Raw genomic sequence first — 25,762 nt, 5'->3', positions numbered from 1 at the left:
GCTTGACTGCACGCCGCCGCCTTGCGCTCTTGGCGGCAGCCGTGTATGCCCGCCACCTTACATCCCACCGGAGTCCGTCCATGCAAGGCAGTGCCAACCTCAACGTGATGATCAAGGCTGCCCGCCGCGCTGGCAAAGCGCTGGTGAAAGACTTCCGCGAGGTCGAACAGTTGCAAGTCTCGACCAAAGGCCCCGGTGATTTCGTCACCCGCGCCGACCGCGAGGCCGAGCGGATCATCAAAGAGGATCTCATGGGCGCGCGGCCAACCTATGGCTGGCTGGGCGAAGAAACCGGCGAAACCGAAGGCCAAGACCCGACCCGCCGCTGGATCGTTGACCCGCTGGATGGCACCACCAACTTCTTGCACGGCATGCCGCATTGGGCAGTTTCGATTGCGTTGGAGCATAAGGGCGAGATCATCGCGGCGGTGGTGTTCGATGCCGCCAAAGACGAGATGTTCTGGGCCGAAAAAGGCTCGGGCGCTTGGATGAACGACCGCCGCCTGCGGGTGTCTGGTCGCCGCGCGATGCACGAGGCGGTGTTCGCCACCGGGGTTCCGTTCAGCGCCAAGAAAACCCTGCCCGCCACGTTGGCCGACCTTGCCCGCCTGATGCCCGCCTGCGCCGGGATGCGGCGCTGGGGGGTGGCGTCCCTGGATCTGGCTTATGTCGCCGCTGGCCGCTTTGACGGCTATTGGGAGCGTGAGTTGCAGCAGTGGGACATCGCTGCCGGGATTCTGCTGGTGAAAGAAGCTGGCGGTCTGATTGGCCCGGTGCGCGAAGGCTATGACATTCTGGAAAAGGGCGCGCTGATCTGCGCCAATGAAAACCTGTTCGCGCCGCTGACCAAGATCATCCGCGACGAATAAGTCATCCATTCTGGACACAAATCTTCAGAGCCTTTCGGCCTGCGATGTGATCTGAAGCAGTAGATTTTGACCGCAAAATCTGTCCCAGCGGGGACAGACTTGTGATTTTGACTCGATTTGTGATGAATTTCCACAAGATATAGTGGTTCAAGCGGCTGAATGGGTCGTTGAGCCGATTTGACCCCGGCGTGCTGCGGTGCCGTTCAGCGCCTTGGCACGCGCGGGATGCGGCTGGGGCTGATGGGATATTCTGCCGCTGGATGCGGCGGTTTGCCGTGGTTCTTTGCCCAATAGGCCCGCCCACCGCGCCGCAGCCAGACCGGCAGCACCAGCACGGCACCTGCGATAAAGCCGCCGATATGGGCAAGATACGCCACACCGTCCTCGGTCGCCGCATAGCCGTTAAAGCTTTGGATCGCAAACCAGACCCCCAGCACGATCCAGGCCGAGATCGAGAACACCCGGAAAAAGATGATGAAGATGAACAAGACATCGACCTTGGCGCGTGGAAACAGCACCAGATAGCCGCCCAGCACCCCCGCAATCGCGCCCGAGGCCCCGATCAGCGGGCCGTCGAACCCCGGATCGCCCGCGATTTGCAAGCCCGCCGCCGCGAGGCCGCAAGCCAGATAGAACAACAGATAGCGGACATGCCCCAGCTCATCTTCAAGATTATCGCCAAAAATCCACAAAAACAGCATGTTGCCCGCCAGATGCATCCAGCCGCCATGCAGGAACATATGCGTCAGCAGACCTTCGTAGCCCTGCCCTTGCATCAGCCACGCAGGCACCACGCCCCAAGTGTAATAGAATTCTGCCAGCGCATAATCGGTTTTCAGACCAAACCAGCCCAGCAGAAACACGGCGATGTTCACCACAAGCAGCGCGTAGGTGACATAGGGCACCCGGCCCGAAGGGTTATGATCGCGGATTGGAAACATGCGCTAGGGTTTCCGATCTGGCGGGCGGCGTCAAGCGGTCACGGGGGGCTGTCTGCCCCCACCGCGGCTTTGGCACGCCCCCCGTGGATATTTGGGCCAGAGGATGCGCTGTGCCGAAGATCACATGAGACCCGAAATCAGCCCGAGACTTCTGCCAGCAGTTGCGCATTGCCGCCCGAGGCTGTGGTGTCGATGCAGACATGCCGTTCTAGCATCGCATGCGCCATGTCTGGCATATCGCCGATCAGCGGCAGGATTGGACCTTTGCGCGCGGCCAAAGCCTGCGCCCGCGCCCGCCCACCCGTGGCATCGCCCCACCACAGCGCACCGGAAAAGCCTGTCAGCCGGGTCAGGGCCAGCGGGGTCAGGCCATCCGCAAGCACGGCTTGACCGCCCAAGGCGCGGATCGCCTGTGCCTGTGCCGCCGCCGCTTTCGCGCCCGGACCAAGGCACAAAAGTGGGGCGCGTGGGGTGGCGGTCAGCCGGTTGGATTCGCCCGTTGGTCCCGGAAGCACCCGTGCATGCGGCGACTCAGCCGGTGCAGGCAGGCTTTGCAACGCTTTGGCCACAGAGGCTTCGGGCAGATCGGGGCTGGTGTCGGCCGAAGTCTCAACCGGGGTCGCGGTGAAGCGCAGCAGATATTCTGGCCCGCCCGCCTTTGGCCCGGTGCCGGAAAGCCCTTCGCCGCCAAAGGGTTGGCTGCCCACCACCGCGCCAATCTGGTTGCGGTTGACGTAAAGGTTGCCGACATGCAGCGCCTCTGTCACGGCCTGCACGCGGTCGTCAATCCTTGTGTGCAGGCCAAAGGTCAGCCCGTAGCCGGTGGCATTGACCGCCTGCACCACGCGATCAACCTCGCCTGCCTTGAAGGTCGCAATATGCAGCACTGGCCCGAAAATCTCACGCGGCATCGCGGCGATTCCAGCCACTTTGATCACCGTGGGCGCGATGAACGTGCCCTGCGCAGGTGCCGTCATTTCGCGCAGCACCCGACCTTCCGCGCGGGCGGCAGCGACATAATCAAGGATACCGCCCTGTGCCTGCACATCAATCACCGGGCCTACATCGGTGGCAAGGTCAATGGGGTCGCCCAATGTCAGCTCATCCATCGCGCCGAACAGCATGTCCTGCACCGAATGGGCGACATCCTCTTGGACATAAAGGCAGCGCAGCGCCGAGCAGCGTTGCCCCGCCGATTGAAAGCTGGAGGCCAAAATATCGCGCACCGCCTGTTCGGGCAGAGCCGTGCTGTCGACCAGCATGGCGTTCAGACCGCCGGTTTCGGCGATCAAAGGCGCGGTCGGGTCCGCAAATTCTGCCATCACCCGACGGATTTTCTGCGCGGTTTCGGTCGAGCCGGTAAAGGCCACGCCCTTGATCCGGGGATCGCGGGTGATCCAGCCGCCAACCGCGCCATCGCCCGGCAGCAGTTGCAAGGCGCTGGCCGGGACGCCCGCTTGCCACAGAAGATCCACCGCCAATGCCGCGATCAGCGGAGTCTGTGGCGCGGGCTTTGCCAGCACCGCATTGCCAGCCGCCAAAGCAGCGCCAATCTGGCCCGAGAAGATCGCAAGCGGGAAATTCCACGGGCTGATGCAGGCAAAGATCCCGCGCGCAGGTTGGGTCAGGCCCGCAGCGCCATCAGCATAATACCGCAGAAAATCAACGGCTTCGCGCAGCTCTGCCACCGCATCGGCCAGCGATTTACCAGCCTCGCGCGCCAGCAGCGCAAAGAAGGCACCGAAGTTTTCCTCATAAAGATCAGCGGCGCGGCGTAGGGCTGAGGCACGGGTTTCCGCAGATGCGGCCCAAGGCTGTGCCGCGCCCAGCGCCGTGGCGACATCCGCCTCGGCCGCAGGGGTGCAATGGCCCACCAATGCCCCGGTGGCCGGGTTGATCACCGCGTGGCGCGCCCCGCCTGCAACCGCGCCCGCCAGCATCGGGGCTGCCTCAAAAACACGGTCCAGATGCGGCGCGCGTGCGGTTGCAATCGCCGCCAGATCGCCCGCATCGGTCAGATCCCAGCCCTGCGCGTTCTTGCGCGCGCCAAACAGCGCGGGCCCGGTCGCAATCGCCGGGCTTGGCACCGGGGACATCGCCTCCATCGCGGTGATTGGGCAGGCGGCGACGGTTTCGGGGCTGACCTCTTCATTGACGATCTGGTTGACGAAAGATGAGTTCGCGCCGTTCTCCAACAGACGGCGCACGAGGTAGGCCAGCAGATCGCGGTGCGCGCCAACGGGCGCATAGATGCGGCAGCGGGTGGCGTTGTCGGTCAGAACGATGTCGTGCAGCCGTTCGCCCATGCCATGTAAGCGCTGGAACTCAAACGCTTTTTTGTCGCTCGCCATGTCCAGAATGGCCGCCACTGTATGCGCGTTGTGCGTCGCAAATTGCGGATAAATCCGGTCGGTCATGCCCAGCAATTTGCGGGCATTGGCGATGTAGCTGACATCGGTGGCTTGTTTGCGGGTGAACACCGGGAAGGATGCAAGGCCCAGAACCTGCGCGCGTTTGACCTCGGCATCCCAATAGGCACCCTTGACCAAGCGCACCATGATGCGGCGATCCAAGCGCTGGCTTAGCGCATAAAGCCAGTCGATCACCGCCCCCGCGCGCCGCCCGTAAGCTTGCACCACGACGCCAAAGCCATCCCAGCCGCGCAGGGCCGGGTCAGCCAGAACCGCCTCGATCACCTCTAGTGACAGCGACAGACGATCAGCCTCTTCGGCGTCGATGTTAAAGCCCAGACCCGCCGCCTTGGCCAGACCTGCCAAAGCCCGCACCCGTGGCACCAGTTCTTCCATCACGCGGGCGCGTTTGGCGACCTCGTAGCGCGGATGCAATGCCGAGAGTTTCACCGAAATGCCGGGATTGGTGCGGATGTCGCCGGTGGTTGCGGCTTTGGCAATCGCGGTGATCGCGGCTGAATAAGACAGATGATAGCGCCGCGCATCGGCTTCGGTGCGCGCGGCTTCGCCAAGCATGTCATAGCTGTAGGTATAGCCCTGCCCTTCCAGCACCGTCGCGCGTTTCATCGCCTTTTCAATGGTTTCGCCCAACACAAAGTTGCGCCCCATTTCCTTCATGGCGCGGGTGACGGCGGTGCGGATCACCGGTTCGCCAAGCCGTTTCACCGCGGCTTTCAGATGGCCCACCACGCCCGGCTCGCGTTCGTCCAGCACCTTGCCCGTCAGCATCAAGGCCCAGGTTGACGCATTGACCAGCGAGGACGCCGATTTGCCCAAGTGGCGGCCCCAATCGCTGGGGGCAATCTTGTCTTCGATCAGTGCATCCATGGTTTCGGCATCCGGCACCCGCAAAAGCGCCTCGGCCAGACACATCAGCGCGATGCCTTCGTCGGTGGACAGGCCGTACTCGGCAAGAAACACCTCCATCAAGCCGGGTTTGGCGCTGCTGCGGATCCGGCGCACGAAATCAGCGCCCAAAGCGGTGATGCGCGCCCGTTGCGCCGCATCCATGCCCGCCTCGGCGATAAGATCGCCCACCAGCGCCGCTTCATCGCGCAGAGAATCACGTTCAATCACCGACAAAGCATCACGCATCGCAGACCCCCAAATATTTTGCCCATGATAGCGCAGGTTTGACAGGCTGTTTCCCTCATTATAGACTGAACCGCAGCCGAAACGCCGTAAAAGGATCGCAGCGCCATGCCAATCGACCGGGCCGAGCTGGACCGCTTTGATCACGCGATTTTGCGCGAACTCAGCATGGATGGCCGCATCAGCGCCACCGAACTGGGCCGCCGCATTGGCCTGTCAAAATCCCCGACCCAAGCCCGGATGAAACGGTTGGAGGATGGCGGCGTGATCACCGGCTACCGCGCCAATCTGGACCCGATCCGCATGGGGCAAGCCCATGTCGCCTTTGTCGAAGTGCGGCTTTCCGATACGCGAGAAGCTGCTTTGCAGGCCTTCAACAAAGCCGTGCTGGCGGTGCCAGAAGTGGAACAGGCCCATATGATCGCCAGCCGTTTCGATTACCTGTTGAAGGTGCGCACCACTGATATTCAGGATTACCGCCGGGTGTTGGCCGAACGCATCTCGGCGCTGCCACATGTCGCATCAACCTCGACGTATGTGGCGATGGAGGCGGTTAAGGAGCTGTTCTAAAGCAATACTTTAGCCAGACTGGTGCCCGCGGCCGGACTCGAACCGGCACGGCCATACGGCCGGGAGATTTTAAGTTGTTCGACCTTCGCCATGTGCAATCACGTGGGGCCATTTCATGGCTTACGAAGTGATTGATCTAGCGCACTATTTTCCTGTCTGCCCTTCCTGAACCATGTGACGCCATGGCTCAGAAATGGCCTGACACATGGCTTTGATAGACAGGAAGATGATATGCCAGAGAAGTTGACGCAAGCCCTGGTTCGAAGGGCAATGGAAGACCACACCCCTGGGACCCAACTCTATGACTCAGAGGTTGCAGGGCTACGTCTCGTGGTGGGCAAGACCAGTTGCTCGTTCAAGCATGTGGGGCGGGTAAATGATGGAACAGGTCGCTACGTGTCCATCATCGTGGGGCGTACTGATGAAATGTCCCTCACCACCGCTAGGTCACGTTCGGTGGAGTTGCGCCAAGCGCTTGCTCGTGGAGAAGACCCAAGAACGCCCAAAAGCAAGATGCCAACGCTTGAAGAGGTGTTGTCCAGGTATGAAGAGACCCGGAAAAATGACCTGCAACCCACGACGCTTCGCAGCTACCGCACTCATCTCAAACCCGTGTGGAAGGACCTTGCCAAGCTGCCCATGGATAAGATGGATCGTGACACCGTTCGTCGCCTGCATGAACGTGTGACAAAGAAGAATGGCCCATCTGCTGCCAATCATGTTGCCCGTGTTTTGAAGCTCCTGCACAACGATGCTGCCCGCACACTCGACCTACCGCCCAACCCCATCTCCCGTGCTGTCCGCCTGAACAAAGAGCACCCTCGCCAGTGGGCAATCTCGGGGGATGACTTGCCAAAGTTGTGGCGGGAACTTGATGCAATGGAAGATAGGGTGCGGGCTGCTTGCTGGCTTTTGATGCTGACAACTGGTCTTCGCTCCGGCAACGCTCGGGCGATAAGGTGGGAAGCACTCCCCTCGCTTTGTGTCGCAGCCGTCAGAGCTTTCGGACCACGTGCGCCTGGTGCTTGCTCGTCGACCCTTACCGAAAGCAATTGCCCCGCAACTCTGAAGTGATTTGTCATCAGCACCCGCAGTTTAAGGGGCTCGTTTATCCCCACCAGCGCGACAACCTGAGATTGTTCATCGCGCTGCGCGCTGGACCTTTTTAGGAGATGACTGACCATGAGTAAGAAGACCTTCACGGACGCTGTGTCCGCTGTTCTGCACGGCCAAGACCCCGACCAAGTTGCTGACAAGGTATTGGCAGAAGTGGCCGCATCAGCTGAGGTGCAAAAGCCCGCCGAAGTGAAAGAACCTCGCATGACGATTGGTTCTGCCGTGACCGAGTTGGTCATGGACGCCACACTGTCCTATGACGCCATCGTCCAAATCATCCGGGGGAAGTTCACGGATGCTCAGACCTCCCGCCGTTCGGTCGCCTCGGTTGCTGCCCGACTTCGCAAAGAAGGTGTGGAGGTCCCGCTTCGCCGTCAGCAGAAAGGTGAGACTGCATGAAGCCACTTCTCCTGCTGAACAGGGTGGACGGACCGCAGGAGAGCACCATCGAAAAAGCAAGGCTGAGGGCACGTGCCCTCACCTCGTTTTGTAAACGGTTGCGGCAAACGGGCCAAGACACAGTTGGTCAGGTCGAACAGGCGATGGAGCGCGGGGTGACCCGCGAACAGATGGCAGAAGACCTTGGCCTTCACTTGCGAGACATGCCTGCGTGGGGCCAGCGGGCGTTGCGCAGGTGGCGTGCTAGACAGGTAGAGGCACGGGTTCGCAAGGTTTTCGTGGCTGAGTGACCAGCGGTTTTGGAAGCGACAAACAAGGGGCCCTTCGTGGGCCTCTTTTCTTTTTGTTCTCGGGCTGTTCGACTCCATCGCGGTCGAGTATGCTAGAGCTTGGCATATCTTTCCCTGAAGACGCTCGATATTGTGTCAGGAGATAGCCGATAGACAGCTAAGCCCGGAGACGACTGCCAATGCGTTTACTTGAAGCCGAGAACCACAAGATACTGCACGGGGACGTGCTCGAAGCCCTTGCAACCGTCGAAACTGGCTCGGTGAACTTGGTGTTTGCCGACCCACCCTACAATATTGGGAAGGACTTCAACGGGCTGAAAGACTTCAAGGAAGAGGACGAATATTTGGAGTGGAGCCGCGCTTGGATTGCAGAGTGCCTGAGGGTGCTGAGTCCTACGGGGACCTTTTACCTGATGACTTCAACTCAGATGATGCCCCACTTTGACCTGTTCTGCCGAGCACGCGCCCACATTCTTTCTCGGATTGTCTGGACATATGACAGTTCGGGCGTCCAGGCCCGAAGATACTTCGGATCAATGTGGGAGCCCATTTTGCATATGGTTGCTGACCCGAAGGCCTACACGTTCAATGCAGATGAGATACTGGTGGAGGCAAAGACAGGGGCAAAACGGGCGCTGATCGATTATCGGAAAGACCCGCCACAGCCATACTCAACGGAAAAAGTGCCTGGCAACGTCTGGGACTTTGCCCGCGTTCGCTTCAAGATGGACGAATATGAAGATCATCCCTCGCAAAAACCCGAGGCCTTGCTGGAACGTGTGATAAAGGCCTCAAGCAATGCGGGTGACGTTGTTCTTGATCCATTCTCAGGGACGTTCACCACATCTGCGGTTGCTGCACGACTTGGCCGCAAATCGATTGGCATCGAAATCAACGAAGAATATGTGAAGATAGGCCTTCGTCGGGTTGGTATTCCCTCCACCTATTCAGAGGATGAACTGGCCAAAGTCAAAGCCCGCAAAACCAAGAACAAGTCAAAGAAGGACAGAACTGGCGAAGGGATCACGGCGCCCGAAGTTGCCCAAGCCACCTTGTTCTAATCTAGCAGCCCGTATTCAAGTCGGAATTGCAGGGCCAATTCGCTCTTCATCCTGCCCACTGATGCCGCGTCACCTGGCAGTGCTGCCAGAACCTCGCGCAGAATGGGTAGGGTGAAAACCTCTTCAAACAGGGTCATGTAGCTGTCAACCTGGGCCTCGGTGTAACGCCCTGAGCGCAAGGCATCAGCCTTGATGATCTTGATTGCAGCGTCTGGCTTAGTTTCAACCTTGACGACGAAGCTGATTGGAAACCGATTGACCTTCTCGAAGTCGAGGAAATACTTGGCGAAATCCAGAGTTTCGGTCACCTGGAAGAACCGCCCGAGTGGCTGCATCACGAAATCAATGCCACCATCATTGGCGTTAGTGCGCCCGCTTCGGAACAGGCGGATGGGTGTCTCTCGAACGGTTGCAGCCGAGTCGCCAACCCAGACAGAGCGCCCCCGATAGTGCTCAGCTAGCAGGATATACGAGACGACCTCAAAAAGCCTTGCATCTGAGTTTGGCTCAAATGCTGTCTCCAGAAATTCGGTTAGCTCCGCTGCGGTCGTAAGCTCATCAATTTCGTCCAGGTAGGACGACTGCTTTTCGGTGATGAGGTGGATATACTGCTCAACCACATCAACAATAAACTGTGCAGCAGCCGCAGGGCTCGCACCATCATGGGCGAGCAAAGCGGGTGAAATCCGCCTCGCCTTCTGACCGCCAACTAGCGTGGCTTGAACTGGTAGCAGATCGCCAGTCACTTCCATTTGGCGACCAAATTCGTCGTTCAATCGGTTGTCGAGTGGGTGATTTTGCAGCTTTGAGCCAAAGGGTAGCGCCTTCATGCGCGCTAGCAGGTCAGTGAACCTGGACCCATCGGGTTTGCCCGCAACAAAGTCCTCGGCAAGCACAAGCAAGGCATAGACGTTGCCAAGCGATCGCCGTGCCTTGGCACCACGAGTGGCCGCCTTGGTTTTGCGTTCCATGTATCGAGGCAACAGCCCTGTAACTGGAAGGCCATGTCGCCCTGCAAGTTCTGCTACAAATGAGTCGGCTATGAGAAGGTCAAGTTGATCCATCCCACCAATAGAAAGGCGTCTGCCTCGTTGGTCAAGATGTAGTTGGAACCGTCCCCACGCCCGGCCTCGAACCGGGAAGCCTTACGGCGGGAGATTTTAAGTCTCCTGAGTTTACCAATTTCTCCACGTGGGGTGACGGCTCCGAAACTGCCCTTTATCAAGCCATTTCAGGCCAATCAATCGGGCATAGATGGCTTATGTATGGCTGTCGCCGAACAAAATCGCCTTAAGGCTATGTAATCGTTACTCTTTTCACAACAGAAAGCAGGATTTTAAGTATTTCAGTCTGAGTTTTCTGTAGCCTTCCCCAGCCTGTTTCATGGTTCGGAAGTGCTTGAAATCACGTCATAATCCCTTCCATAGCCTTCCGGTGCATTCGTCACCGTTGGGTCTGTCAGAGGGTCCAGACCAGGGCCTGAATATGGAGGATACAATGACCACCAGCCTAACCCAAGCCCTTGTGGCGAAACTCCACGAAGAGCATCCGCAGGGTGCAATCCTGTATGATGCAACCGTCCCCGGCCTTCGTGTCGTCGTGGGCAAGAAGGCGTCGTCGTTCAAACTGATGGGAAAGATCAACAACCCCGGCGGGTGCTACGTCACCGTGACGCTCGGGCGAACTGACCAGGTGTCGCTAAAGACAGCACGCGCCGAAGCTCAGGAAATCCGCTTGAAGCTCAGCAGGGGTGAAGACCCGCGCAGGGTAAAGACTGAAGTTCCGACCCTGGCGCAAGCGCTGGAAAGGTATCTCGACAGTCGCCCTGACCTCTCGCCTCGGACGAAGCAGTGGTATCGCGACAAGGTGGACGGCTCGTTGAAGAAGCTGAAAAACACCCGCATGGATGCGATCGACCGGGAAACTGCCCGAGCCCTTCACGAGCGCCTGACGAAGAATAGCGGGGCCTATGGTGCGAACGGGGCAATGCGGGTGCTCAAGCTGCTACTGAACGACACTGCCCGCACCTTTGACCTGCCCCCGAATGTCGTCACACGCGCCGTGAAGCTGAACAAAGAGGTGGCGAGAAATTGGGCCGTATCGCCGAACGACATGCCTGCCCTGTGGCGGTCGCTGGACGGGATGGAGGATCGCGTTCGGCGGGTGTGCTGGATTGTGATGTTGCTGTGCGGCCTTCGGAGTGGTGACGCCAGGTCGATGAAATGGGAACACATCGATGCCGATGGCGTGCTGACCCTGCCGTCACCAAAGGGTGGCGAGTCCAAGGCGTTCAAGCTGCCTCTGCCCCGGTTTGTGCGACAGGAGTTGGAAGAAGTTCGGGAACTGACCCGCCCCCTCTGCTCGCACTATGTCTTCGCATCCCCTACGGCAAAGTCCGGCCACATAGAGCAGATGTGCCGCACCACCACCTTCAACTATGCCCCCCACGGGATGCGGCACACGTTTCGCACCTTCGCGATGGAAGCGGGTGTCGATGTGGGCATGACGATGATCTTGATGAACCATCGCCCTGCTGGTGTGACGTGGAATTACGTGATCTTTGGCGAGCCATCGTTGCCTCAGGACAATACTGCGAAGGGGTGCGTTCGCTGGCGTAATCGCCGGCATGACGCGCGCTAAGATGCAAGCACGGCCACCGGGATTGCAGTCCCGATGGCCGGAGGAAAACTGATCTGTTTGGAGGGTCAGTCTTGTTGCAAACGCAGTAGGAGTGCGTCGCATGGATCAATCTAGCTTTTTGCCTTGGGGGAAGAAACCGCTGTTGCTGACCTTTGACGAGGCGCAGCACGCGTTGGGATGGGACGACGCCAGAATGGCGACGATCATTCCGGTCGGGGGCTTCACCTCCAAAGCGGCAAGGAAGAGTTGGCCGAGCAAGATGAAGTTTGGCCGCATCTACCTCCAGTTCATCGCACAGCACATCACCGATCACCAACCGTCACGCCTGCCCTTTCTTGAGGAAGCGGTGCAGATGGCCGTGCAGCGGCTTGGCTTGATCGACACGGGCGCACAGGCTATGGTGCAGCCGTCGAATGTGACACAGGGCGAGTTCGTTGGTTTAACCGACAAACAGGCCGCGCTACAGTCGGCATGAAAGAAAATGGGCGGGAAAACCCACACGTTTCCCCGCCCTACCAGACAGTGCAAAATCCCAGTCCCTCAGGAGATCGCTCATAGTAGCGATGATAGCATTGTCATGGAACAATCGACGCCATCGTTTATCGGCCTCACGAATGAAGATGTGGCCGAAATCACCGGAATTGCCCCCAAGTCTCTCGACCAATATCGCACCCGCGGTGTGGGCATTCCGTTCTTCAAAGGTCGCGTGAAGACCCGCACCTACTCGGGCAAGAAGATCATGGTGACGAAAACCATGCACCGGGTGGAAGACCTCCGGGCGTGGCTGATCGAGACCGAACGGGAATACCTGCTGCCCGACGCTCTGGCTGCCGGGCTTGATTGCCTGGCAGCTTGCGCCACATCAGCGAACTACGACCGGTGGCGGATATTTGTCGCTGTGTCGCCGAGCTTGTCGCCGGATCGCTGTAGCTTAAGCGCTTGTTTTTGTTAAGTTGTCGCCATGTCGCAGTTGTCGCACTGATCGCTTCGCACGCGCGCGCGCGAACTTCCAGACTCTGCCAATTGCGGTGCTCAATAGAAGCTGGGGTGTTTTCTGGCTTATTATATAGATATTATAGCGACTAAAGCGACAAAGCGACAATATAATAAACACAAGCACTTACACCGTCGCCCCTTTGTCGCTGAGAAGTCAAAGACAGCGACGACATAACAAAATCAAGCACTTAGGTTTTTCGGTGCTTTTCGCCCCGGGGACAGTGGAAGTATTACGGCGATAACAGTGATAACAGTGATAACGGCGATAACAAATCAGCATTGATGGTTTTCCACGCCAGAACGACCCGACACCATGACCGCATCGAATGGAGGGTGCGAAATGGCGGGATATAGCACAACGAATTGGCCCTTGTTCCTGCGGTTGGTCAGCCTTGGGGTTCAGACCTCAGATGCAGCAGAGTTCGTCGGAATTGCTAGGGCGACGGCCTATGTGAAGGCCAGCCGTGACCCCGTGTTCAGGGTCGCCCTGATCGACGCCACCCAACTCGGTCACGCCCTGCGCGTCGTGAGCCCCGATCACTTCGCCGATGAAACCGGCCAGCCCATCCTGGACGCTGACTTCGAGCCCATCCCGCGAAACCCACCGGGCCGGCTGTTCGCGTGGATCAAGGGGCAGTCAAACCCGTTCGCCCTGCTGGCATCGTAGATTGGAAGATATTCGGCTCGCTCGGGCTTTCGGTAGCGATGCCTGGCGCTTTGCCGTCTCGGTGCATCGATGCCGCGTGCGCACGGTGTAATTGACCGGGGGATGATCCGGGCATCAGTCAGACCGACCAAAGCGCACCGGCCGGGTTGCGTCCGGAAACGCTGGCGTAATGTCACGGAAGACCGCGCCACATTGCGATCGAGTGACATCTAATCCTTTGTCCCAAAAACGTGCCCTTTTGCCCTTTGTTATCTTGGGCTTATGGGGAGCGCCTGACGAAATCCAGTATTGGCCCGATACGATGAACCAGCTTGCGCCCATGAAACTGTCCGAACTGGCCCCGGCGACGGAGGATCAGCAGATGGCCTTTGTCCAGGCGCTAGTGGCGGGACGGTCGCCCGTGCTGGCAGCAAAGGCGGCAGGCAGCGACGTTCTTTCCCTTTATCTGGCGCGGTGCAGTTCTGCGGACTTCGATGACCTCTGGAACCTGGCCCTGCTGGCACGGCGTGACACGGCGCTGCACGAGGTCATGGAAAAATCGCTCGCAGCTACCGGCACCATCGTCTGGGAATACCTTACCGGCCCGGATGGGGCGGCGTTGCTTGACGAGGACTTCAACGCAGTTCGTGGCCCCCGGCTTGTCGGATGCAATCCCACGATCCTTTCAAAGCTGATCGAAAAGCTGATGGCCTCGGCGGACAAGCCCGTTTCCACCACATCGGTAAACGTCAGCGCCTCAGCCGCATCTTACGTTTCTACCGACCTGCGCCCACTCCCCCGCCTTATCAACCCGGAGACAGATGAATGCCCGTAGCCCCCACTTTGCCGCCTATCCATTTCGTCCTGCCCGGCGGGGTCGCCTGCGTTGCCCATCAAGCCGGAACCACAATGATGCGCGTCACCAAAGGCTGGATCACGACCGACGAAGGCCTGTTGACCGAACTGCGCGAAGGGCGACCCAAAATCCCGTGGATCAGCCGGGACGCCCGTGAGGAAGCGATTGTCAGCATCACAGGTGACAAGTTCATCAGCGAGACCGACCGGGCAGACCTGCTCGCCTGGGTGCGCGCAACGCCATTCTATGACCAGTAGCACCACATCGGAGGGCAGCGCGTGATCGCCACCATGGAGAAAATCGAGGCCCTGCTTGCCGATCCGAAAGTGAGCTGGGATCAAACGGTGGAGGAAGCGGGCACATGCGTTGCGCGCCTGATCGACGCCATCCGGGCTAAGCGGCCTGACCTTGTGCCAGCCCTGATCGCCAAGAAGGAACGACAGAAGGTCAACCCGCGGATGCGTCCAACAGTGGACCGGGCAAAAGCGCGGATCGTTCCGGCGGTTGTCACGGCGGGCCTCGACCCCGCGGGCTCTGTCACAGCAAACGCCCTGCGGCTGACTGCCGCGACCATGATGCAGGTGGATGATACCAGTTTGCCCTATGGCGCTTGGACAGCGTTGCAAGAAGTTCTTGCCGAGAATGGGTGCATACCTGCCACTTCGGGGTCTCTCCGCTGCTACAGGCTGCGGTTGCTGAAAGAGGCGGACGACCTGCACCACCAGCACGGGTTGCCCGATGGGTTCTTGAAGTGGCTGACCGGCAAAACGCTGGCGTAAAGTCGGCGACCGGCGCGGCAATGTCAGCGTCAACAGACCTGGAGAACCCCATGGACACGGCCACACTCAAATCGAAGGTCGCCGACCTTGCCCCGCGCGTTTCGGCTTTCATCAGCCGCAACCGGGCGCCTCGCCCGTTGAGCCTTGATGAGCGGCGGCTTGCCGTGACCGATCCGCAAGCCTTCGACGCCCTCGCCCGCAAGCTGCAAGAAGAGACCCTTGAGGACATGCGGGCCGAAGCTGCCCACGAAGTTCTGCAAGGTGATCTGGACGCGGCATTGCGCGCCGAAGAGGTGAAGCGCCTGGCGTCCCTGGAAACAGAACGTGACAGCCTGCTGCAAGACCGCTTCGAGGCAGCCGCCGAACTGGACGCTGCGACGAGTGACATGGACAAGGCCCTCGGCCGGTTCATGGAACTGAATGCGCGTATCTCAGCGATCGATCGGCAGATGGGTGAACCCGACAAGCACCGTGCATCCATCGGCCTTGTCGCCCTGGCGATCAAGCGCAGCCTCTATCAACTGGCCCCGCACCTCTACCGGGCGATGCGGATGCCGCCCCCTCCGTCCGGCACGGGTCGCACCCTGTCCGATATGTTCGGACCGACCGCCGACCCCTTTGAGTAAGGAACCACCAGCATGAACACCCTGGAACAGATGATCGCGAAGGCCGAAAAGGAAACTTCGCTGCGGAAGCGGGCAATCAGCCTGCGCGACGAAGGTGACGCCCTTCTCGAAACCATGACGCAGGACAAGATGGCCGCTGACGGGCTGAACCACCTGGACGCCTACGATGCAGTCGTGAAGTCCGACCTGGGCGGCGCGATCCTGCGCCACCGGGAAGAGGCCAGCCGGTTCATCGAAAGCCAACCGGCCCAGGACTGAAATTCCATCAGCAGCGCTTGCCCACCTCCAAGTAAAGCGGCGTTGCTGTAGGTTCCCCTGTTCGCAGGCGAGGGACCCGGAGGCGGCAGTCTCGTGTGGCGTGGGGCTGCCGTCTCCATCAATTCGAACGCGCGGAACGTCGTCTTTACGGGTCCTCGTTCCGCGTTAGGCCCTCCTCGTGTCTTCGGACGGGTAAGGATGTGGCCGGGGCGGGTATGTCCATGACCCGTCCGCATAAATCGTCGTGGGTTTAGGTTGAAGTTTTCCCGCGACGTCGTGCCAGGTCGGGTTTCATCTCCCCGGATTGGCACTGGCCGCCAGGTGGTCATGTCCCTGGCGGCACCCTATTCCCGGCGCGGTTGTGTCAAGCCAGCCTCGTCGGGATAACCCTGGGCGCGGCGTGGTAGGTCCGCCGCGTCCGGGACCATCTTCCCGGCTGTCTGGCGTTTCGGTGTTGCGGACTCGCAGTGCGGGTAAAGAGTGGGCGCCAGGTCTCCTGGCGCCCATACTCTTTTGCCCGAACGGATCATTAGTCCGGTGACGATGGAAGATTAAGGCTTCCCGGTCAGGGAGTTGACGCATTCAGCCCGTCGCCAGGTCAGAACCGGGCTCGATAGCCACCTATTTTCAGGGCCACTTCGCCGCAACTTTCGCCTCCCGATCGGTCGGAACGGCTTCGCCTTCCTTACGTAATGTCATCCGATACCACGCGATCGACGCAGCCGACGCGTTGCTGTCGGGAAAGAGCTTGTGCACGTGGGCCAAGGTTTGCTGGTTGGTCGCGCCAGCCCTGATGGCTTCCATGGCAACCTCACCAATTGTTCGATGCGGCTTGAAGGCGAACTCCCGCGCTAGAGTGTCCCGCACGACGTCGCTGATGTTGATGCCTTCGAGTGCCGCCCTCTCGGTCACAGCGTCATAAAGCTCATCGGGCAGGGCAACGCTGAACTTCTTCATAAGAAAAATAGAACCCTTCTGCACATCATTTGACTTGCATCCATGAGAATCATCGTCTAGTCATTTGGCACCCAATCACTAGCTAATAGAGCTAGATAGATCGCGGGTGACAACTCCTAATAGAAGGAGAGAGTATGCAAGTCAAACCAATCGGGGCCATCCCGCTCAGCAACAAGTGGTCTGGGCACTACCTGTCCGATATGGAAAAGACGGCCATTGGTGCAATCGCGATGGGCACCACTAGCCCCGAAGCGATCGGCAGCCTCACCGGGCTCAAGAAAAATCAGGTCAAGACGCTTTTGGCCATTCTTGAGGAAACCGAGTGGGACATTCCCGCGGCCCTTGAGCGGCAGTTTGGTGACCGGGCCGACAACCTGACCATCAATCAGGAAACCTATTCGATCCTGCGGCAGAAGGGGTCTTTCCCATGCGAGTGAACAGCATGAAGGCCGAGTGTTTCAAGATGCTCGATGATCGCCCGCAAACGAAAAGCGCCACGCTCATGATTGAGGTTGGTGTCAAAAAGGGGACGGCGGATTGCTACCGCACCTACCACAAGGCGTTGCGGAAAGCACGGGAACAGGAAAAGGAGGCGCAGACGGAAAAAGCTCAACATTAACGCAAAGGGCGGGCCGGTGTGCAGCACTGGCGTCGGCTCGCCCTAGGACTAACTGTCCCAAGACCGGCACCCGAAAGGCGTGCCGGTCTAAAGGCATAGACAACCATGGAAGACCTCAGGCCAACCCGGAGGCCCGATAGCGCGCCGATCGAGGCGCACAGTGTCGTTCAGATGCTTCCCCCGGCCCCCCGACCTGATGGACAGCGCGCTCGGTAACCGTCTGCCTCAGGTATGTCTGCCGAGCGGTTCCGAAACAAAATGTCGTTGGGAAACGGCCCTTTATGGGCGTTCGAGACCCAGCCCACGCGACACAATCCTATCATCCTGGTCGCGGTGACCAGGCAATAGGAGTGACTGACCCATGCCGAAGAAATTTGAAGACGCCGTGTCCGCTGTTCTCGCAGGCGCTGACCCCGATCAAGTTGCCGAGACGATCCTGGCCGAGACCAAGCCCGCTGAACCCGAAGTGAAGGCACCGAAGATCGGTGAAGTGATCGCGCAACTGGTGATGGACGCAACCATGTCCTACGACCAGATTGTCACGCTGATCCACGATCAGTTCAAACCCTGCAACACGTCCGCGAGGTCGGTTGCCAGCGTGGCCGCTCGCCTGCGCCGTGACGGGGTGGACGTTCCCCACCGTCGCAAAGCGAAGGCTGTGACGGAATGAAACCATATCTCTTGCTCAACTTGGTGGGGCTGCAAGAGACACCAATCGAAAAGGCAAAAAGGCGGGCTGATGCGTTGCGAGTTCATCATAAGCAATTCCGCTATGAGGGAATGCTGAAAGAGGAATTGCAGACCATGCAGTGTCTCAGAGAATTGATGCGCGAACAACCTGCGCCACGATCAATGTGGAGACGGCAACAAAGGTTCGCTGCGGAATGATCGGAAAGGGCGGCCAGTTTGGTCGCCCTTTTTATTTCCTGCAATCTGCGTTTTCGCCATTCGCGGGCAGAGCTATTCCGGACAGGATGAAACTGCAACAACGGAGACCCCCTATGTATAAGCAGACCATTGCTGACCTGCTGTCGGCGGACTTCAAAAGGTTCGCCGGCCTGATTGAGACGCTGCTGATGGAAGACCATCGCACGCTGAACCACCTGCCACGAGGCGCCTTTGCCGACTATGCCCGTCGAGCCGAAGCGACTGGCGTTGCTGCGCTAGAAGAGATGCGGGCTGACTTCATCGCCCATGGAGAGATGAGCGCGGACTACTGACAACCTCAAATTGCCGCCAATCAGCCCGCTTCGGCGGGCTTTTTGCTGTTCGGAGGCGTCCATATCGGGCCTGATGGCTACCCATAGCACCCAAGCACCTGTTCCGATTGCCATTTATCCATGAAAGCGCGTGACTGTCTGTCATCTTAGTTGATCTACCGCGGCAATAATTGCATCAAACATTCCCAAATCCTTCCCTGCTTCACGACACCGCTGACAGACTGCTGCTATTGCTACAGGCGTTTTGCAAAGATCATCGACATCCAAGCCAAATGCTGCAGCCAACGCCACAAACTCTTGCTCCCAAAGACCGCCCGCCGCTCCCTTTAGATATACTTCAATATTCCCTTCAAAAGCAGCAAAGCGATCAAAGCAGCCGCTTGGCAAATCCACTGGAGCATCAACATTTGCAATCTTCTGAAGTAGGTGGTTGCAAGGTATGCGTCTATTTCCCTCATTCCTCCGTGCATCCGAATCGAACACAGCAAAAGTCGGTATCCCCAGCTTTCCAAATATATAGAATGGCTTATCCAACTTGTTCTTACCATCTACTGGGATAATGGAAATTCCTTCAGCACGCACATCACGACCGGCGGCTCGGTAAGCTCCCTCCAGAATCGCTTTATCAGTTACCCCTTCGACAAGAATAACCTTATCAGCAAAGAAACCTTCGCAAAGTTCACGCGAGAAGATGTGCATCTTTGCTTCAAAAGCATCGTCCGCCATGGCTTCTTTGTTCAGGAGCGCTGCAAAATACTCCGAGCACTCGCGAAGATTGACAGAAGAAGCCGTGTGCCTGTTGCGATCATCCTCCGTATATTTTCTCAGTATCCGCGCTGAATGGAACTTGCTAATTCCAATAAACTTCTCAGAATGGGTTGCAAATACGATCTGAAAGCGTATTCCCGTCTGAGCACTAAAATTCTGGCATATCACGTGAAACGCGTCGTTGATAACGAGTTGCTTAATTGGATGCTGATATATTTCAGGCTCTTCAACCAAGAGGATAATGTCGCTTTGGGCCTCAGCAAAGTTCTCTGCACCGGGTTGGGCGGAGCTAGTTGCTAGAAACTCAATTACTGAGAAAAGTGCTGCCCGCTGAAGACCATGGCCCACGTTCTGCAATCCACTTAGAAAGCCATTGTCTTCAATTCTTATGACAGGCTGTGGGAACGATACTTTGATCCCTTGATCCACCTCCCAATCTGCCAACAGTTTTGAGTCTTGGTAGTATTTCTGAATTGTATCAGTTAGCCGACCACTTATATTTGCAAGTTCTGGAAATCTCGCAGGCGAAACCAACTCGGAGAAATGTGTGTTTGCCTGTGCTACAAAATCCTGAACTTCTTGTCTGTTCTCGTAGATTTGCTTAGCAATTTCAGCTAGCAAAACGATGATTGGGCTACGACGTGGGTCAGACGTTTGCTCGGAGGCATCGGCAACAGCAGGCACAAAGTGAACAGATGTCTTTTTTCGCAGCTTTCCATTGGCAACATTTGGAAATCCAAAAAATCCGCCAACACTCATCAACTCTAATTTATCTGGGTTCGCAAGCTCCCAGGCAGCCATCTTTGCGTCTGCATCTTCCGCGCTGGTGGCACGATCCAAACCTTCGGTTGCATCGGCTATAATGTTAAAGTCTGAGCGTTTCTTCGTCTTACTTGTTTCTTGCCTTATGGCTTCGAAAGCTGGATAGCTCTTTGCCATGACGCTATAGGAGAGGTGTAGATCGCCCTTGTCTTTAAGAAATTTTCTCGAGACCGTCATTCGTCCGTCTATGACGGCGTTGCCGAACTCCTCAATTTCTGCAGGCGTTGGATCACGGAAGGTTATGGAAACTTCAATTTCGGGCGCTGCTCGTTTATGAAAGTCATCATCTTCAACCTTTGGGGCAGATTCGAAAAAGAGCTGAAGCGCTCGCAAGATAGTTGACTTGCCGGCGTTATTGCTGCCCAGCAATGCAGTAACTTTATCAAAGCCCACTTCGATGCTCTCAATTGATCGAAGATTTTTTATTTGTAACTTATCTATCTGCATTTGAAACTCTAGCTTGAGACACTTTTGAAGCTTCGGATCGATTGATCTCACAACTTCCACGATTGTGTGGCAAGCATAAAAGTGAGCGCAAGCAGCAAGTTTTCCCTCGCGGCACGGTGCTACCAGAATACTTCTTGGTTCTTGAAACGCGGGCCTTGACTGCGTTTAGCCAGCTGACAAGACTGATCTGATGTCACAGTCGAAGATCACACTAGGCCACGTCGCCGAGAAAGCCTTGGAACTGCTGAGGCAACATCCCGAGGGTCTCAGCATGGCCGAGATGCGGGAATTGCTGAACGCCACTGCCGAAACACAGGAGCATTTCAACCGGCGTGTGCGAGACATTCGCAAGCTCTACACCCTCGACGCCATCAAGAAAGATGGCTCCACGGTCTATGTCCTCGGAGCCGAGCGGGAAGCGCCAACTGCCGACGCGGGCCAAGTGACCGAAAAGCTAAGGGCTGCGGTTATGCACCTTGCCCACGGCCGCTGCCAGATGTGCGGGCAGACGATCAAAGAGGATGGGGTCAAGCTCCAGGCCGATCACAAAATTCCACAAAGCTGGGGTGGGCCCACTACCCTGGAAAACCTGTGGGCCATCTGTGAAGCCTGCAATCGGGGCAAGCGCAACTTCTTCGGGACCTTTGACGGCGACGAGATGAAGAAGGTCGTCAACATTGAGTCGGTCCACGAGCGAATTGCCCAGTTTCTCCGCCTCCACATGCCTGAACCCGTGCCGGCCTATGCCATTGAGTTCGTTGCCAACGTCAAGGATCAGCAGCTTGACTGGCGGAAGCGGTTACGGGAACTGCGCTATGAGCCTGTAGGGTTGGAAATCGATGTGACCAAGAAGCGGGACAGGAAGGGCGTCCAGTCCTTTTATACCTTGCGGAACTGGCGGGACCTGCCTGCGGATCACGTGAAGCTGATTAAAGACTTCGAGAAGCGAAAAGGCAAATCAGCTGGCGATTAGGTGGAGGCGCCGGGTGGCCTTGCTTTCGATCGCCTTTCGAACATTCGTTGCTACAGCCTTGGCAACCGGTGGCGGAAACGCGTTGCCCACCTGCCGGTAGGCTGCAGTCTTCTTGCCGGTAATGTGCCAGTCGTCGGGAAAGCCCTGCAGCCGGGCGACCATCTGCACTGTTAACCGGGGCATCCCCACATAGTCCCGGTCTGGTGCTTCCTCGGCAATGGTCTTGCCATTCACTCCAAGCGTCTCCCAAGCGCGCCTTGCTCTGGTCGGGCCAAGGTCTGGGCCGCCGTGTTTCTTGCTGCCACCTACAATGGTGGGCGCAATTTCATCCGCCCGTTCGCACCAAGCGTTAAGGCCACGCCAGCCGTTTTCGCCCATCAGGTCGCGCAAGACATTGCCAACTGTTGGCGGGTTTCGGTGCTGTTCTTCTGGCCATTCGAACCGATCCGCAAATTCCTCACGGACAGCCACAATTATAACCCTGGGCCGAAGCTGCGGCACACCAAAGTGCGAGGCGTTCAGCAGGCGCCAGTCAGTCACATAGCCCATCTTCTTGAGTTGCGACTTGAGCCCCTCTCGGTAGTCTTTGAATACTGCGTCAAGGAACCCGCGGACGTTCTCGATCATCACTGCCTTTGGCTTGATGGCGTCCACTATCTGCAGCGCGTCAGGGAACAGGTTGCGTTCGTCCAGAGCGCCTAGCTGCTTTCCGGCCACTGAGAACGGCGGGCATGGCAGACCGCCCGCAACCAAGTCCACCCCATGAAAGTCCTTTGCCCGCTCCTTGAATATCTGAAGGTCTTGCTCCAGCACGTTCCACTTTGGACGGTTTGCCCGGAGGGTGTTGCAGCAGTGAGCGTCAATCTCGACAAGAGCTTGGTGACCGAAGCCAGCTTGTTCCAACCCAAGAGCCTGACCACCAGCACCCGCACACATCTCGATCGACTGCAACATATTGGAGGCCCCCTGACGCCGAACACTTCTGCTTGTGTAACTAGCCACCTCTGGCTTGTCAGCAGCGTTTTCTGTGTTCTACTATTGTTCTCAACATATCGTAAAGGCAAGACTTGATGTGCAAGCACGAGCTGAACAATCACTGGTGCGGGCGGCGGGAGTCGAACCCGCACGAGCTTGGCTCTAGCGATTTTAAGTCGCTTGTGTCTACCGTTCCACCACGCCCGCAAAGACGTGCATTGGGTCTAAATCAGGCCCAGAGTTCTTCGTATCGCCTTAAGACTATGAAAACAATACGTTTATCAGGCCAGAAGGCAGGATTTTAAGTCTCATGTGTCTACCATTTCACCACGCGGGCATAGTTGCGGGTCTGGTATCTGTGCGCACCATAGCCATCTGCACGGCGGGGTAAAGCCTTGCCATGCGGCGGCGAAATCTGCGGACCCGAAAATCTGGCCTCAAATCGCCAATGTTACCGCAAACCCGAAGGCCCCGGCGATTGACTTCCCGGCGTGCCGCGTTTCCTATGCCCGCAACAGTTTGCGAGGGCCATTTATGAAGAAAATCTATCCCAACGCGGCGGCAGCGCTGGACGGGTTGTTGTTTGACGGCATGTTGATCGCCTCGGGCGGTTTTGGGCTGAGCGGCATCCCGGAATTGCTGATTGCGGCGATCCGCGATGCGGGCACCAAGGATCTGACCATTGCCTCGAACAACGCGGGCGTCGATGGCTTTGGGCTTGGCCAATTGCTGGCCACCCGGCAGGTCAAGAAGATGATCTCATCCTATGTTGGCGAAAACGCTGAATTCATGCGGCAGTATCTGTCGGGCGAGTTGGAGTTGGAGTTCAACCCGCAGGGCACTTTGGCCGAGCGGATGCGCGCAGGCGGGGCCGGTATCCCCGGTTTCTACACCGCAACCGGTGTGGGCACGGTGATTGCCGAAGGCAAAGAGCATCACGATTTTAATGGCAAGACCTATATTCTTGAAACCGGTCTGGTCAGCGATCTGGCCATCGTCAAAGCGTGGAAAGCTGACCCGTCGGGCAACCTTGTGTTCCGCAAGACCGCGCGCAACTTCAACCCACCAGCGGCGACGTCGGGCAAGGTCTGTGTGGCCGAGGTGGAAGAAATCGTGCCGCTTGGCAGCCTTGACCCCGATACGATCCACCTGCCGGGCATCTATGTGCACCGCATCATTCAGGGCCAGCACGAAAAACGCATTGAGAACCGCACGACTCGTAAGAAGGACCTCTAGATTGATGGATATATTCGATGATCCGCTCAATTATGAGAAAGGCAGGGTAAAAATGTTCTTAGAAGCCAAGAATTTGGTAGATGAACAATACCCAGCCGCGCGGGATGAAGCGAAAATGCAACTCATTGGGCAGCTCGTCGAAGCTCACGCTGTCCTGCTTGCAGGTAAGCAAATCGCTGCGGAGATTAGTGGATCTGTGTTTGATTTGGCAAATGCGGTTAGGGAAGTGGGAGACGAATAATGGCGTGGGACAGAAACCAAATGGCCGAGCGCGCCGGGCGCGAGTTGCAAGACGGCTGGTATGTCAATCTGGGCATCGGTATTCCTACTCTGGTCGCCAACTATATTCCCGAGGGTGTGAACGTCACCTTGCAGTCGGAAAACGGCATGCTTGGCATGGGCCCCTTCCCGTTTGAAGGCGAGGAAGACGCCGACTTGATCAACGCGGGCAAGCAGACCATCACCGAATTGCCGCAGACCGCGTATTTCGATTCTGCCCAGAGTTTTGCGATGATCCGAGGCGGCAAGATTGCGATGGCGATCCTTGGCGCGATGGAGGTGGCCGAGAACGGCGATCTGGCGAATTGGATGATCCCCGGCAAGTTGGTCAAGGGCATGGGCGGGGCGATGGATCTGGTCGCGGGCGTTGGCCGGGTTGTTGTCGTGATGGATCACACCAGCAAGCACGGCGAATCCAAGGTGTTGAAAGCCTGCACCTTGCCGTTGACGGGCAAGGGCGTGGTCAACCGGATCATCTCGAACCTTGGCGTGCTGGATGTGGTGCCGGGCGGTTTGAAGATCGTCGAGGTTGCCGAGGGTGTGACAGAGGCAGAGCTGCGCGCGGCAACCGAGGGTACGATCGTTGACTGAGGTTTTGCGCGCGCATGGCACCAGCAAGGGGCGCTATTATATCCGTCAGAACGGTGAAGAGGCCGAGATGACCTATTCGATCACCAGCCCGACGCTGGTGATCGCCGACCATACCGAGGTGCCCGCCAGCTTTCGTGGCACGGGTGCCGGGTTGGCGATGCTGACGCAGTTTGTCGCCGATGCCCGGGCCGAGGGGTTCAAAATCATGCCGCTTTGCCCGTTCGTGAATGCGACGCGGAAAAAGCATCCTGAATGGGCGGATGTGTTCGCAGTTTGAATGGTCCCGAGTTGGGACCATTTTTCGACCCATTAAAAACAACGGCTTAGCGACAGCCGTTTCGGGATTGTTAACGATTTGACCGCCCAGATCAGTTGTTGGCCGAGATCACCTTGAACACGCAAGGGTCGGTCACCAGCTCGGGCGGGCTGAGGCAGAGGCCCTGTGCCACTTGCCACGCGGCCAAAACCTTGGGCACATAATCACGGGTTTCGGCATAGGGCGGCACGCCGGAGTTGGCGTCAATTGCGCCCTCGCCCGCGTTATAGGCGGCAATCACCATCAGCGGGTCGCGGTCAAACCGCTTCATCAGCCAATCCAGATAGGCCACACCGCCCTTGATGTTCTGCACCGGATCGGTGGAATCGCTGACGCCAAAGCGCGCCGCCGTCGCCGGGATCAGCTGCATCAAGCCCTGCGCGCCTGCCGAACTGACCGCACCCGGCTTGCCCGCACTTTCAATGCCGATCACCGCCAGCACCAAAGCTGGCGAGACATCGGTGCCAATCGTCGCCTTCAGAATCTCGGTGCCGTAAGAGCCCGCAATTTCTTGCATGCTTTGCATCCGGGGTGCCGTAACACTGACGCCACCCGGGCCCTGACTGAGCGTGGCCAAAGCCAGCGGGAAGCGTCCCGAAGGCTGGTCGCGCTGTGTCGGGACCGCATCCCAGAACCAGCCATATTTGGCCGAAGCGGGCGTCGGGGTGGCCGGAGCAAGTGGCGCGTTCGGATCGGCTGGCACATCTGGCACGCGGGCCTCAACCTCGGGCAGCGCGGCCAGCAAACGGGCTTGTTCAGCCGGATCAATCTGCACGGTGATGCGCTTGCCGGGCAGATTGTCACTGACCTTGATGCGCTTGAACCCGTCACTTGCTGCAGAATTCATGATGATTTCAGCCGCTGCCGCATGCGGCACCAGAAGAATCAGACCAGCCAAAACTGTGCCTACTGCCCGTCGCATCACGTTGGATGCCGCCTGCCTTGTTAT

The 25,762-nt window shown here is 58.0% G+C and carries 30 protein-coding genes and 3 tRNA genes; 23 read left to right on the top strand and 10 right to left on the bottom strand.

Going from position 1 to position 25,762, the window contains the following annotated elements:
- Window positions 1-80: 80 nt before the first annotated feature.
- Window positions 81-869 (top strand): inositol monophosphatase family protein, encoded by a 789-nt coding sequence (locus tag QQJ98_RS09165; RefSeq protein ID WP_284325034.1) that lies wholly within the window; start codon window positions 81-83, stop codon window positions 867-869.
- A gap of 203 nt (window positions 870-1,072) precedes the next feature.
- Here QQJ98_RS09165 and QQJ98_RS09160 read toward each other — a convergent pair whose 3' ends face one another.
- Entirely contained in the window at window positions 1,073-1,810 is a 738-nt protein-coding gene (locus QQJ98_RS09160; protein ID WP_284325033.1) for a rhomboid family intramembrane serine protease, read from the bottom strand.
- 137 nt (window positions 1,811-1,947) lie between these two features.
- Window positions 1,948-5,376, bottom strand: a complete 3,429-nt coding sequence (gene putA / locus QQJ98_RS09155) for a bifunctional proline dehydrogenase/L-glutamate gamma-semialdehyde dehydrogenase PutA (RefSeq protein ID WP_284325032.1) — start codon at window positions 5,374-5,376, stop codon at window positions 1,948-1,950.
- Window positions 5,377-5,481: 105 nt separating this feature from the next.
- Between putA and QQJ98_RS09150 the strand changes: the two genes are divergently transcribed.
- Window positions 5,482-5,943 carry an Lrp/AsnC family transcriptional regulator gene (locus QQJ98_RS09150; protein WP_284325031.1) on the top strand — a complete coding sequence of 154 codons (462 nt, stop codon included), beginning with the start codon at window positions 5,482-5,484 and terminating at the stop codon, window positions 5,941-5,943.
- Between the two features lie 19 nt (window positions 5,944-5,962).
- Here QQJ98_RS09150 and QQJ98_RS09145 read toward each other — a convergent pair.
- Window positions 5,963-6,052: transfer RNA gene (locus tag QQJ98_RS09145), tRNA-Leu, on the bottom strand.
- Between the two features lie 122 nt (window positions 6,053-6,174).
- On the opposite strand from QQJ98_RS09145, the gene QQJ98_RS09140 reads away from it, so the two are divergent.
- From QQJ98_RS09140 to yhdJ, 3 genes are all read left to right on the top strand, one after another.
- Window positions 6,175-7,017 carry an integrase arm-type DNA-binding domain-containing protein gene (locus QQJ98_RS09140; protein ID WP_284325030.1) on the top strand — a complete coding sequence of 281 codons (843 nt, stop codon included), beginning with the start codon at window positions 6,175-6,177 and terminating at the stop codon, window positions 7,015-7,017.
- Window positions 7,018-7,125: 108 nt separating this feature from the next.
- Window positions 7,126-7,458, top strand: a complete 333-nt coding sequence (locus tag QQJ98_RS09135) for a hypothetical protein (RefSeq protein WP_284325029.1) — start codon at window positions 7,126-7,128, stop codon at window positions 7,456-7,458.
- Between the two features lie 469 nt (window positions 7,459-7,927).
- Window positions 7,928-8,809 (top strand): adenine-specific DNA-methyltransferase, encoded by an 882-nt coding sequence (yhdJ, locus tag QQJ98_RS09130; RefSeq protein WP_284325027.1) that lies wholly within the window; start codon window positions 7,928-7,930, stop codon window positions 8,807-8,809.
- Here yhdJ and QQJ98_RS09125 read toward each other — a convergent pair.
- Window positions 8,806-9,780: a hypothetical protein gene (locus tag QQJ98_RS09125; RefSeq protein WP_284325026.1), complete on the bottom strand. Its 975-nt coding sequence runs from the start codon at window positions 9,778-9,780 to the stop codon at window positions 8,806-8,808. The two genes, yhdJ and QQJ98_RS09125, sit on opposite strands and share 4 nt — an antisense overlap.
- A 144-nt stretch (window positions 9,781-9,924) precedes the next feature.
- Window positions 9,925-10,006: transfer RNA gene (locus QQJ98_RS09120), tRNA-Leu, on the bottom strand.
- A 300-nt stretch (window positions 10,007-10,306) separates the two neighbouring features.
- Between QQJ98_RS09120 and QQJ98_RS09115 the strand changes: the two genes are divergently transcribed.
- The 9 genes from QQJ98_RS09115 (at window position 10,307) to QQJ98_RS09075 (ending at window position 15,610) form a co-directional block, all read left to right on the top strand.
- Window positions 10,307-11,449 carry an integrase family protein gene (locus tag QQJ98_RS09115; RefSeq protein ID WP_284325025.1) on the top strand — a complete coding sequence of 381 codons (1,143 nt, stop codon included), beginning with the start codon at window positions 10,307-10,309 and terminating at the stop codon, window positions 11,447-11,449.
- 142 nt (window positions 11,450-11,591) lie between these two features.
- Entirely contained in the window at window positions 11,592-11,924 is a 333-nt protein-coding gene (locus QQJ98_RS09110) for a hypothetical protein (protein ID WP_284325024.1), read from the top strand.
- A 102-nt stretch (window positions 11,925-12,026) separates the two neighbouring features.
- Window positions 12,027-12,401 (top strand): restriction endonuclease subunit S domain-containing protein, encoded by a 375-nt coding sequence (locus QQJ98_RS09105; RefSeq protein ID WP_284325022.1) that lies wholly within the window; start codon window positions 12,027-12,029, stop codon window positions 12,399-12,401.
- Between the two features lie 384 nt (window positions 12,402-12,785).
- Window positions 12,786-13,112: a hypothetical protein gene (locus QQJ98_RS09100; protein ID WP_284325021.1), complete on the top strand. Its 327-nt coding sequence runs from the start codon at window positions 12,786-12,788 to the stop codon at window positions 13,110-13,112.
- A gap of 301 nt (window positions 13,113-13,413) precedes the next feature.
- Entirely contained in the window at window positions 13,414-13,926 is a 513-nt protein-coding gene (locus tag QQJ98_RS09095; protein WP_284325020.1) for a hypothetical protein, read from the top strand.
- Complete coding sequence (locus QQJ98_RS09090) at window positions 13,917-14,204, top strand: hypothetical protein (RefSeq protein WP_284325018.1); 288 nt, start codon at window positions 13,917-13,919, stop codon at window positions 14,202-14,204. Before QQJ98_RS09095 ends, QQJ98_RS09090 begins: the two co-directional genes overlap by 10 nt.
- 21 nt (window positions 14,205-14,225) lie before the next feature.
- Entirely contained in the window at window positions 14,226-14,726 is a 501-nt protein-coding gene (locus QQJ98_RS09085; RefSeq protein ID WP_284325017.1) for a hypothetical protein, read from the top strand.
- 50 nt (window positions 14,727-14,776) lie between these two features.
- Window positions 14,777-15,352 carry a hypothetical protein gene (locus tag QQJ98_RS09080; protein WP_284325016.1) on the top strand — a complete coding sequence of 192 codons (576 nt, stop codon included), beginning with the start codon at window positions 14,777-14,779 and terminating at the stop codon, window positions 15,350-15,352.
- 12 nt (window positions 15,353-15,364) lie between these two features.
- Window positions 15,365-15,610, top strand: coding sequence for a hypothetical protein (locus tag QQJ98_RS09075; protein WP_284325015.1), 246 nt, complete (start codon window positions 15,365-15,367; stop codon window positions 15,608-15,610).
- A gap of 627 nt (window positions 15,611-16,237) precedes the next feature.
- On the opposite strand, the gene QQJ98_RS09070 is transcribed toward QQJ98_RS09075, so the two are convergent.
- Window positions 16,238-16,567 (bottom strand): CopG family ribbon-helix-helix protein, encoded by a 330-nt coding sequence (locus tag QQJ98_RS09070; RefSeq protein WP_284325014.1) that lies wholly within the window; start codon window positions 16,565-16,567, stop codon window positions 16,238-16,240.
- A gap of 134 nt (window positions 16,568-16,701) precedes the next feature.
- Between QQJ98_RS09070 and QQJ98_RS09065 the strand changes: the two genes are divergently transcribed.
- From QQJ98_RS09065 to QQJ98_RS09050, 4 genes are all read left to right on the top strand, one after another.
- Entirely contained in the window at window positions 16,702-17,004 is a 303-nt protein-coding gene (locus QQJ98_RS09065; RefSeq protein ID WP_284325013.1) for a hypothetical protein, read from the top strand.
- Window positions 16,995-17,186 (top strand): hypothetical protein, encoded by a 192-nt coding sequence (locus QQJ98_RS09060; RefSeq protein ID WP_284325012.1) that lies wholly within the window; start codon window positions 16,995-16,997, stop codon window positions 17,184-17,186. The genes QQJ98_RS09065 and QQJ98_RS09060 overlap by 10 nt, the downstream gene beginning before the upstream one ends.
- Before the next feature lie 361 nt (window positions 17,187-17,547).
- The gene (locus QQJ98_RS09055; protein WP_284325011.1) at window positions 17,548-17,856 is read left to right on the top strand and encodes a hypothetical protein; all 309 of its coding nucleotides are present in this window, start codon (window positions 17,548-17,550) and stop codon (window positions 17,854-17,856) included.
- A gap of 331 nt (window positions 17,857-18,187) precedes the next feature.
- Window positions 18,188-18,406, top strand: a complete 219-nt coding sequence (locus QQJ98_RS09050) for a hypothetical protein (RefSeq protein ID WP_284325010.1) — start codon at window positions 18,188-18,190, stop codon at window positions 18,404-18,406.
- Between the two features lie 141 nt (window positions 18,407-18,547).
- On the opposite strand, the gene QQJ98_RS09045 is transcribed toward QQJ98_RS09050, so the two are convergent.
- Window positions 18,548-20,443, bottom strand: a complete 1,896-nt coding sequence (locus tag QQJ98_RS09045) for an ATP-dependent nuclease (RefSeq protein WP_284325009.1) — start codon at window positions 20,441-20,443, stop codon at window positions 18,548-18,550.
- Window positions 20,444-20,633: 190 nt separating this feature from the next.
- Between QQJ98_RS09045 and QQJ98_RS09040 the strand changes: the two genes are divergently transcribed.
- Window positions 20,634-21,416 (top strand): HNH endonuclease, encoded by a 783-nt coding sequence (locus tag QQJ98_RS09040; RefSeq protein WP_284325008.1) that lies wholly within the window; start codon window positions 20,634-20,636, stop codon window positions 21,414-21,416.
- Here the strand turns inward: QQJ98_RS09040 and QQJ98_RS09035 are convergent.
- Entirely contained in the window at window positions 21,402-22,370 is a 969-nt protein-coding gene (locus QQJ98_RS09035; protein WP_284325007.1) for a DNA cytosine methyltransferase, read from the bottom strand. The two genes, QQJ98_RS09040 and QQJ98_RS09035, sit on opposite strands and share 15 nt — an antisense overlap.
- A 143-nt stretch (window positions 22,371-22,513) precedes the next feature.
- Window positions 22,514-22,598 (bottom strand) — tRNA-Leu (locus QQJ98_RS09030).
- A gap of 327 nt (window positions 22,599-22,925) precedes the next feature.
- Here QQJ98_RS09030 and QQJ98_RS09025 point away from each other — a divergent pair.
- The 4 genes from QQJ98_RS09025 to QQJ98_RS09010 are packed head-to-tail and all read left to right on the top strand — an operon-like array spanning window position 22,926 to window position 24,774.
- Entirely contained in the window at window positions 22,926-23,627 is a 702-nt protein-coding gene (locus QQJ98_RS09025) for a CoA transferase subunit A (protein WP_284325006.1), read from the top strand.
- 4 nt (window positions 23,628-23,631) lie between these two features.
- Window positions 23,632-23,868: a hypothetical protein gene (locus QQJ98_RS09020; protein ID WP_284325005.1), complete on the top strand. Its 237-nt coding sequence runs from the start codon at window positions 23,632-23,634 to the stop codon at window positions 23,866-23,868.
- The gene (locus QQJ98_RS09015) at window positions 23,868-24,497 is read left to right on the top strand and encodes a 3-oxoacid CoA-transferase subunit B (RefSeq protein ID WP_284325004.1); all 630 of its coding nucleotides are present in this window, start codon (window positions 23,868-23,870) and stop codon (window positions 24,495-24,497) included. The genes QQJ98_RS09020 and QQJ98_RS09015 overlap by 1 nt, the downstream gene beginning before the upstream one ends.
- Window positions 24,490-24,774, top strand: coding sequence for a GNAT family N-acetyltransferase (locus QQJ98_RS09010; protein ID WP_284325003.1), 285 nt, complete (start codon window positions 24,490-24,492; stop codon window positions 24,772-24,774). Before QQJ98_RS09015 ends, QQJ98_RS09010 begins: the two co-directional genes overlap by 8 nt.
- Window positions 24,775-24,865: 91 nt before the next feature.
- On the opposite strand, the gene QQJ98_RS09005 is transcribed toward QQJ98_RS09010, so the two are convergent.
- A complete protein-coding gene (locus QQJ98_RS09005; protein WP_431307804.1) occupies window positions 24,866-25,735 on the bottom strand; it encodes a lytic transglycosylase domain-containing protein in 870 nt (289 codons plus the stop codon).
- Window positions 25,736-25,762: the final 27 nt, after the last annotated feature.

Origin of the sequence: Cypionkella aquatica (assembly GCF_030161095.1) — a bacterium.
Classification (GTDB): Bacteria; Pseudomonadota; Alphaproteobacteria; order Rhodobacterales; family Rhodobacteraceae; genus Cypionkella; species Cypionkella aquatica.
Note: the sequence above shows the minus strand (reverse complement) of the source record. Positions and strands in the feature narration are given on the sequence as shown.

What these genes read in the sequence shown, in the direction of transcription:
- QQJ98_RS09165 (WP_284325034.1), top strand. Translation starts at nt 81, where the DNA reads ATGCAAGGCAGTGCCAACCTCAACGTGATGATCAAGGCTGCCCGCCGC.
- QQJ98_RS09160 (WP_284325033.1), bottom strand. Translation starts at nt 1,810, where the DNA reads ATGTTTCCAATCCGCGATCATAACCCTTCGGGCCGGGTGCCCTATGTC.
- putA (WP_284325032.1), bottom strand. Translation starts at nt 5,376, where the DNA reads ATGCGTGATGCTTTGTCGGTGATTGAACGTGATTCTCTGCGCGATGAA.
- QQJ98_RS09150 (WP_284325031.1), top strand. Translation starts at nt 5,482, where the DNA reads ATGCCAATCGACCGGGCCGAGCTGGACCGCTTTGATCACGCGATTTTG.
- QQJ98_RS09140 (WP_284325030.1), top strand. Translation starts at nt 6,175, where the DNA reads ATGCCAGAGAAGTTGACGCAAGCCCTGGTTCGAAGGGCAATGGAAGAC.
- QQJ98_RS09135 (WP_284325029.1), top strand. Translation starts at nt 7,126, where the DNA reads ATGAGTAAGAAGACCTTCACGGACGCTGTGTCCGCTGTTCTGCACGGC.
- yhdJ (WP_284325027.1), top strand. Translation starts at nt 7,928, where the DNA reads ATGCGTTTACTTGAAGCCGAGAACCACAAGATACTGCACGGGGACGTG.
- QQJ98_RS09125 (WP_284325026.1), bottom strand. Translation starts at nt 9,780, where the DNA reads ATGGAACGCAAAACCAAGGCGGCCACTCGTGGTGCCAAGGCACGGCGA.
- QQJ98_RS09115 (WP_284325025.1), top strand. Translation starts at nt 10,307, where the DNA reads ATGACCACCAGCCTAACCCAAGCCCTTGTGGCGAAACTCCACGAAGAG.
- QQJ98_RS09105 (WP_284325022.1), top strand. Translation starts at nt 12,027, where the DNA reads ATGGAACAATCGACGCCATCGTTTATCGGCCTCACGAATGAAGATGTG.
- QQJ98_RS09100 (WP_284325021.1), top strand. Translation starts at nt 12,786, where the DNA reads ATGGCGGGATATAGCACAACGAATTGGCCCTTGTTCCTGCGGTTGGTC.
- QQJ98_RS09095 (WP_284325020.1), top strand. Translation starts at nt 13,414, where the DNA reads ATGAACCAGCTTGCGCCCATGAAACTGTCCGAACTGGCCCCGGCGACG.
- QQJ98_RS09090 (WP_284325018.1), top strand. Translation starts at nt 13,917, where the DNA reads ATGCCCGTAGCCCCCACTTTGCCGCCTATCCATTTCGTCCTGCCCGGC.
- QQJ98_RS09080 (WP_284325016.1), top strand. Translation starts at nt 14,777, where the DNA reads ATGGACACGGCCACACTCAAATCGAAGGTCGCCGACCTTGCCCCGCGC.
- QQJ98_RS09075 (WP_284325015.1), top strand. Translation starts at nt 15,365, where the DNA reads ATGAACACCCTGGAACAGATGATCGCGAAGGCCGAAAAGGAAACTTCG.
- QQJ98_RS09070 (WP_284325014.1), bottom strand. Translation starts at nt 16,567, where the DNA reads ATGAAGAAGTTCAGCGTTGCCCTGCCCGATGAGCTTTATGACGCTGTG.
- QQJ98_RS09065 (WP_284325013.1), top strand. Translation starts at nt 16,702, where the DNA reads ATGCAAGTCAAACCAATCGGGGCCATCCCGCTCAGCAACAAGTGGTCT.
- QQJ98_RS09060 (WP_284325012.1), top strand. Translation starts at nt 16,995, where the DNA reads ATGCGAGTGAACAGCATGAAGGCCGAGTGTTTCAAGATGCTCGATGAT.
- QQJ98_RS09055 (WP_284325011.1), top strand. Translation starts at nt 17,548, where the DNA reads ATGCCGAAGAAATTTGAAGACGCCGTGTCCGCTGTTCTCGCAGGCGCT.
- QQJ98_RS09050 (WP_284325010.1), top strand. Translation starts at nt 18,188, where the DNA reads ATGTATAAGCAGACCATTGCTGACCTGCTGTCGGCGGACTTCAAAAGG.
- QQJ98_RS09045 (WP_284325009.1), bottom strand. Translation starts at nt 20,443, where the DNA reads ATGCAGATAGATAAGTTACAAATAAAAAATCTTCGATCAATTGAGAGC.
- QQJ98_RS09040 (WP_284325008.1), top strand. Translation starts at nt 20,634, where the DNA reads ATGTCACAGTCGAAGATCACACTAGGCCACGTCGCCGAGAAAGCCTTG.
- QQJ98_RS09035 (WP_284325007.1), bottom strand. Translation starts at nt 22,370, where the DNA reads ATGTTGCAGTCGATCGAGATGTGTGCGGGTGCTGGTGGTCAGGCTCTT.
- QQJ98_RS09025 (WP_284325006.1), top strand. Translation starts at nt 22,926, where the DNA reads ATGAAGAAAATCTATCCCAACGCGGCGGCAGCGCTGGACGGGTTGTTG.
- QQJ98_RS09020 (WP_284325005.1), top strand. Translation starts at nt 23,632, where the DNA reads ATGGATATATTCGATGATCCGCTCAATTATGAGAAAGGCAGGGTAAAA.
- QQJ98_RS09015 (WP_284325004.1), top strand. Translation starts at nt 23,868, where the DNA reads ATGGCGTGGGACAGAAACCAAATGGCCGAGCGCGCCGGGCGCGAGTTG.
- QQJ98_RS09005 (WP_431307804.1), bottom strand. Translation starts at nt 25,735, where the DNA reads ATGCGACGGGCAGTAGGCACAGTTTTGGCTGGTCTGATTCTTCTGGTG.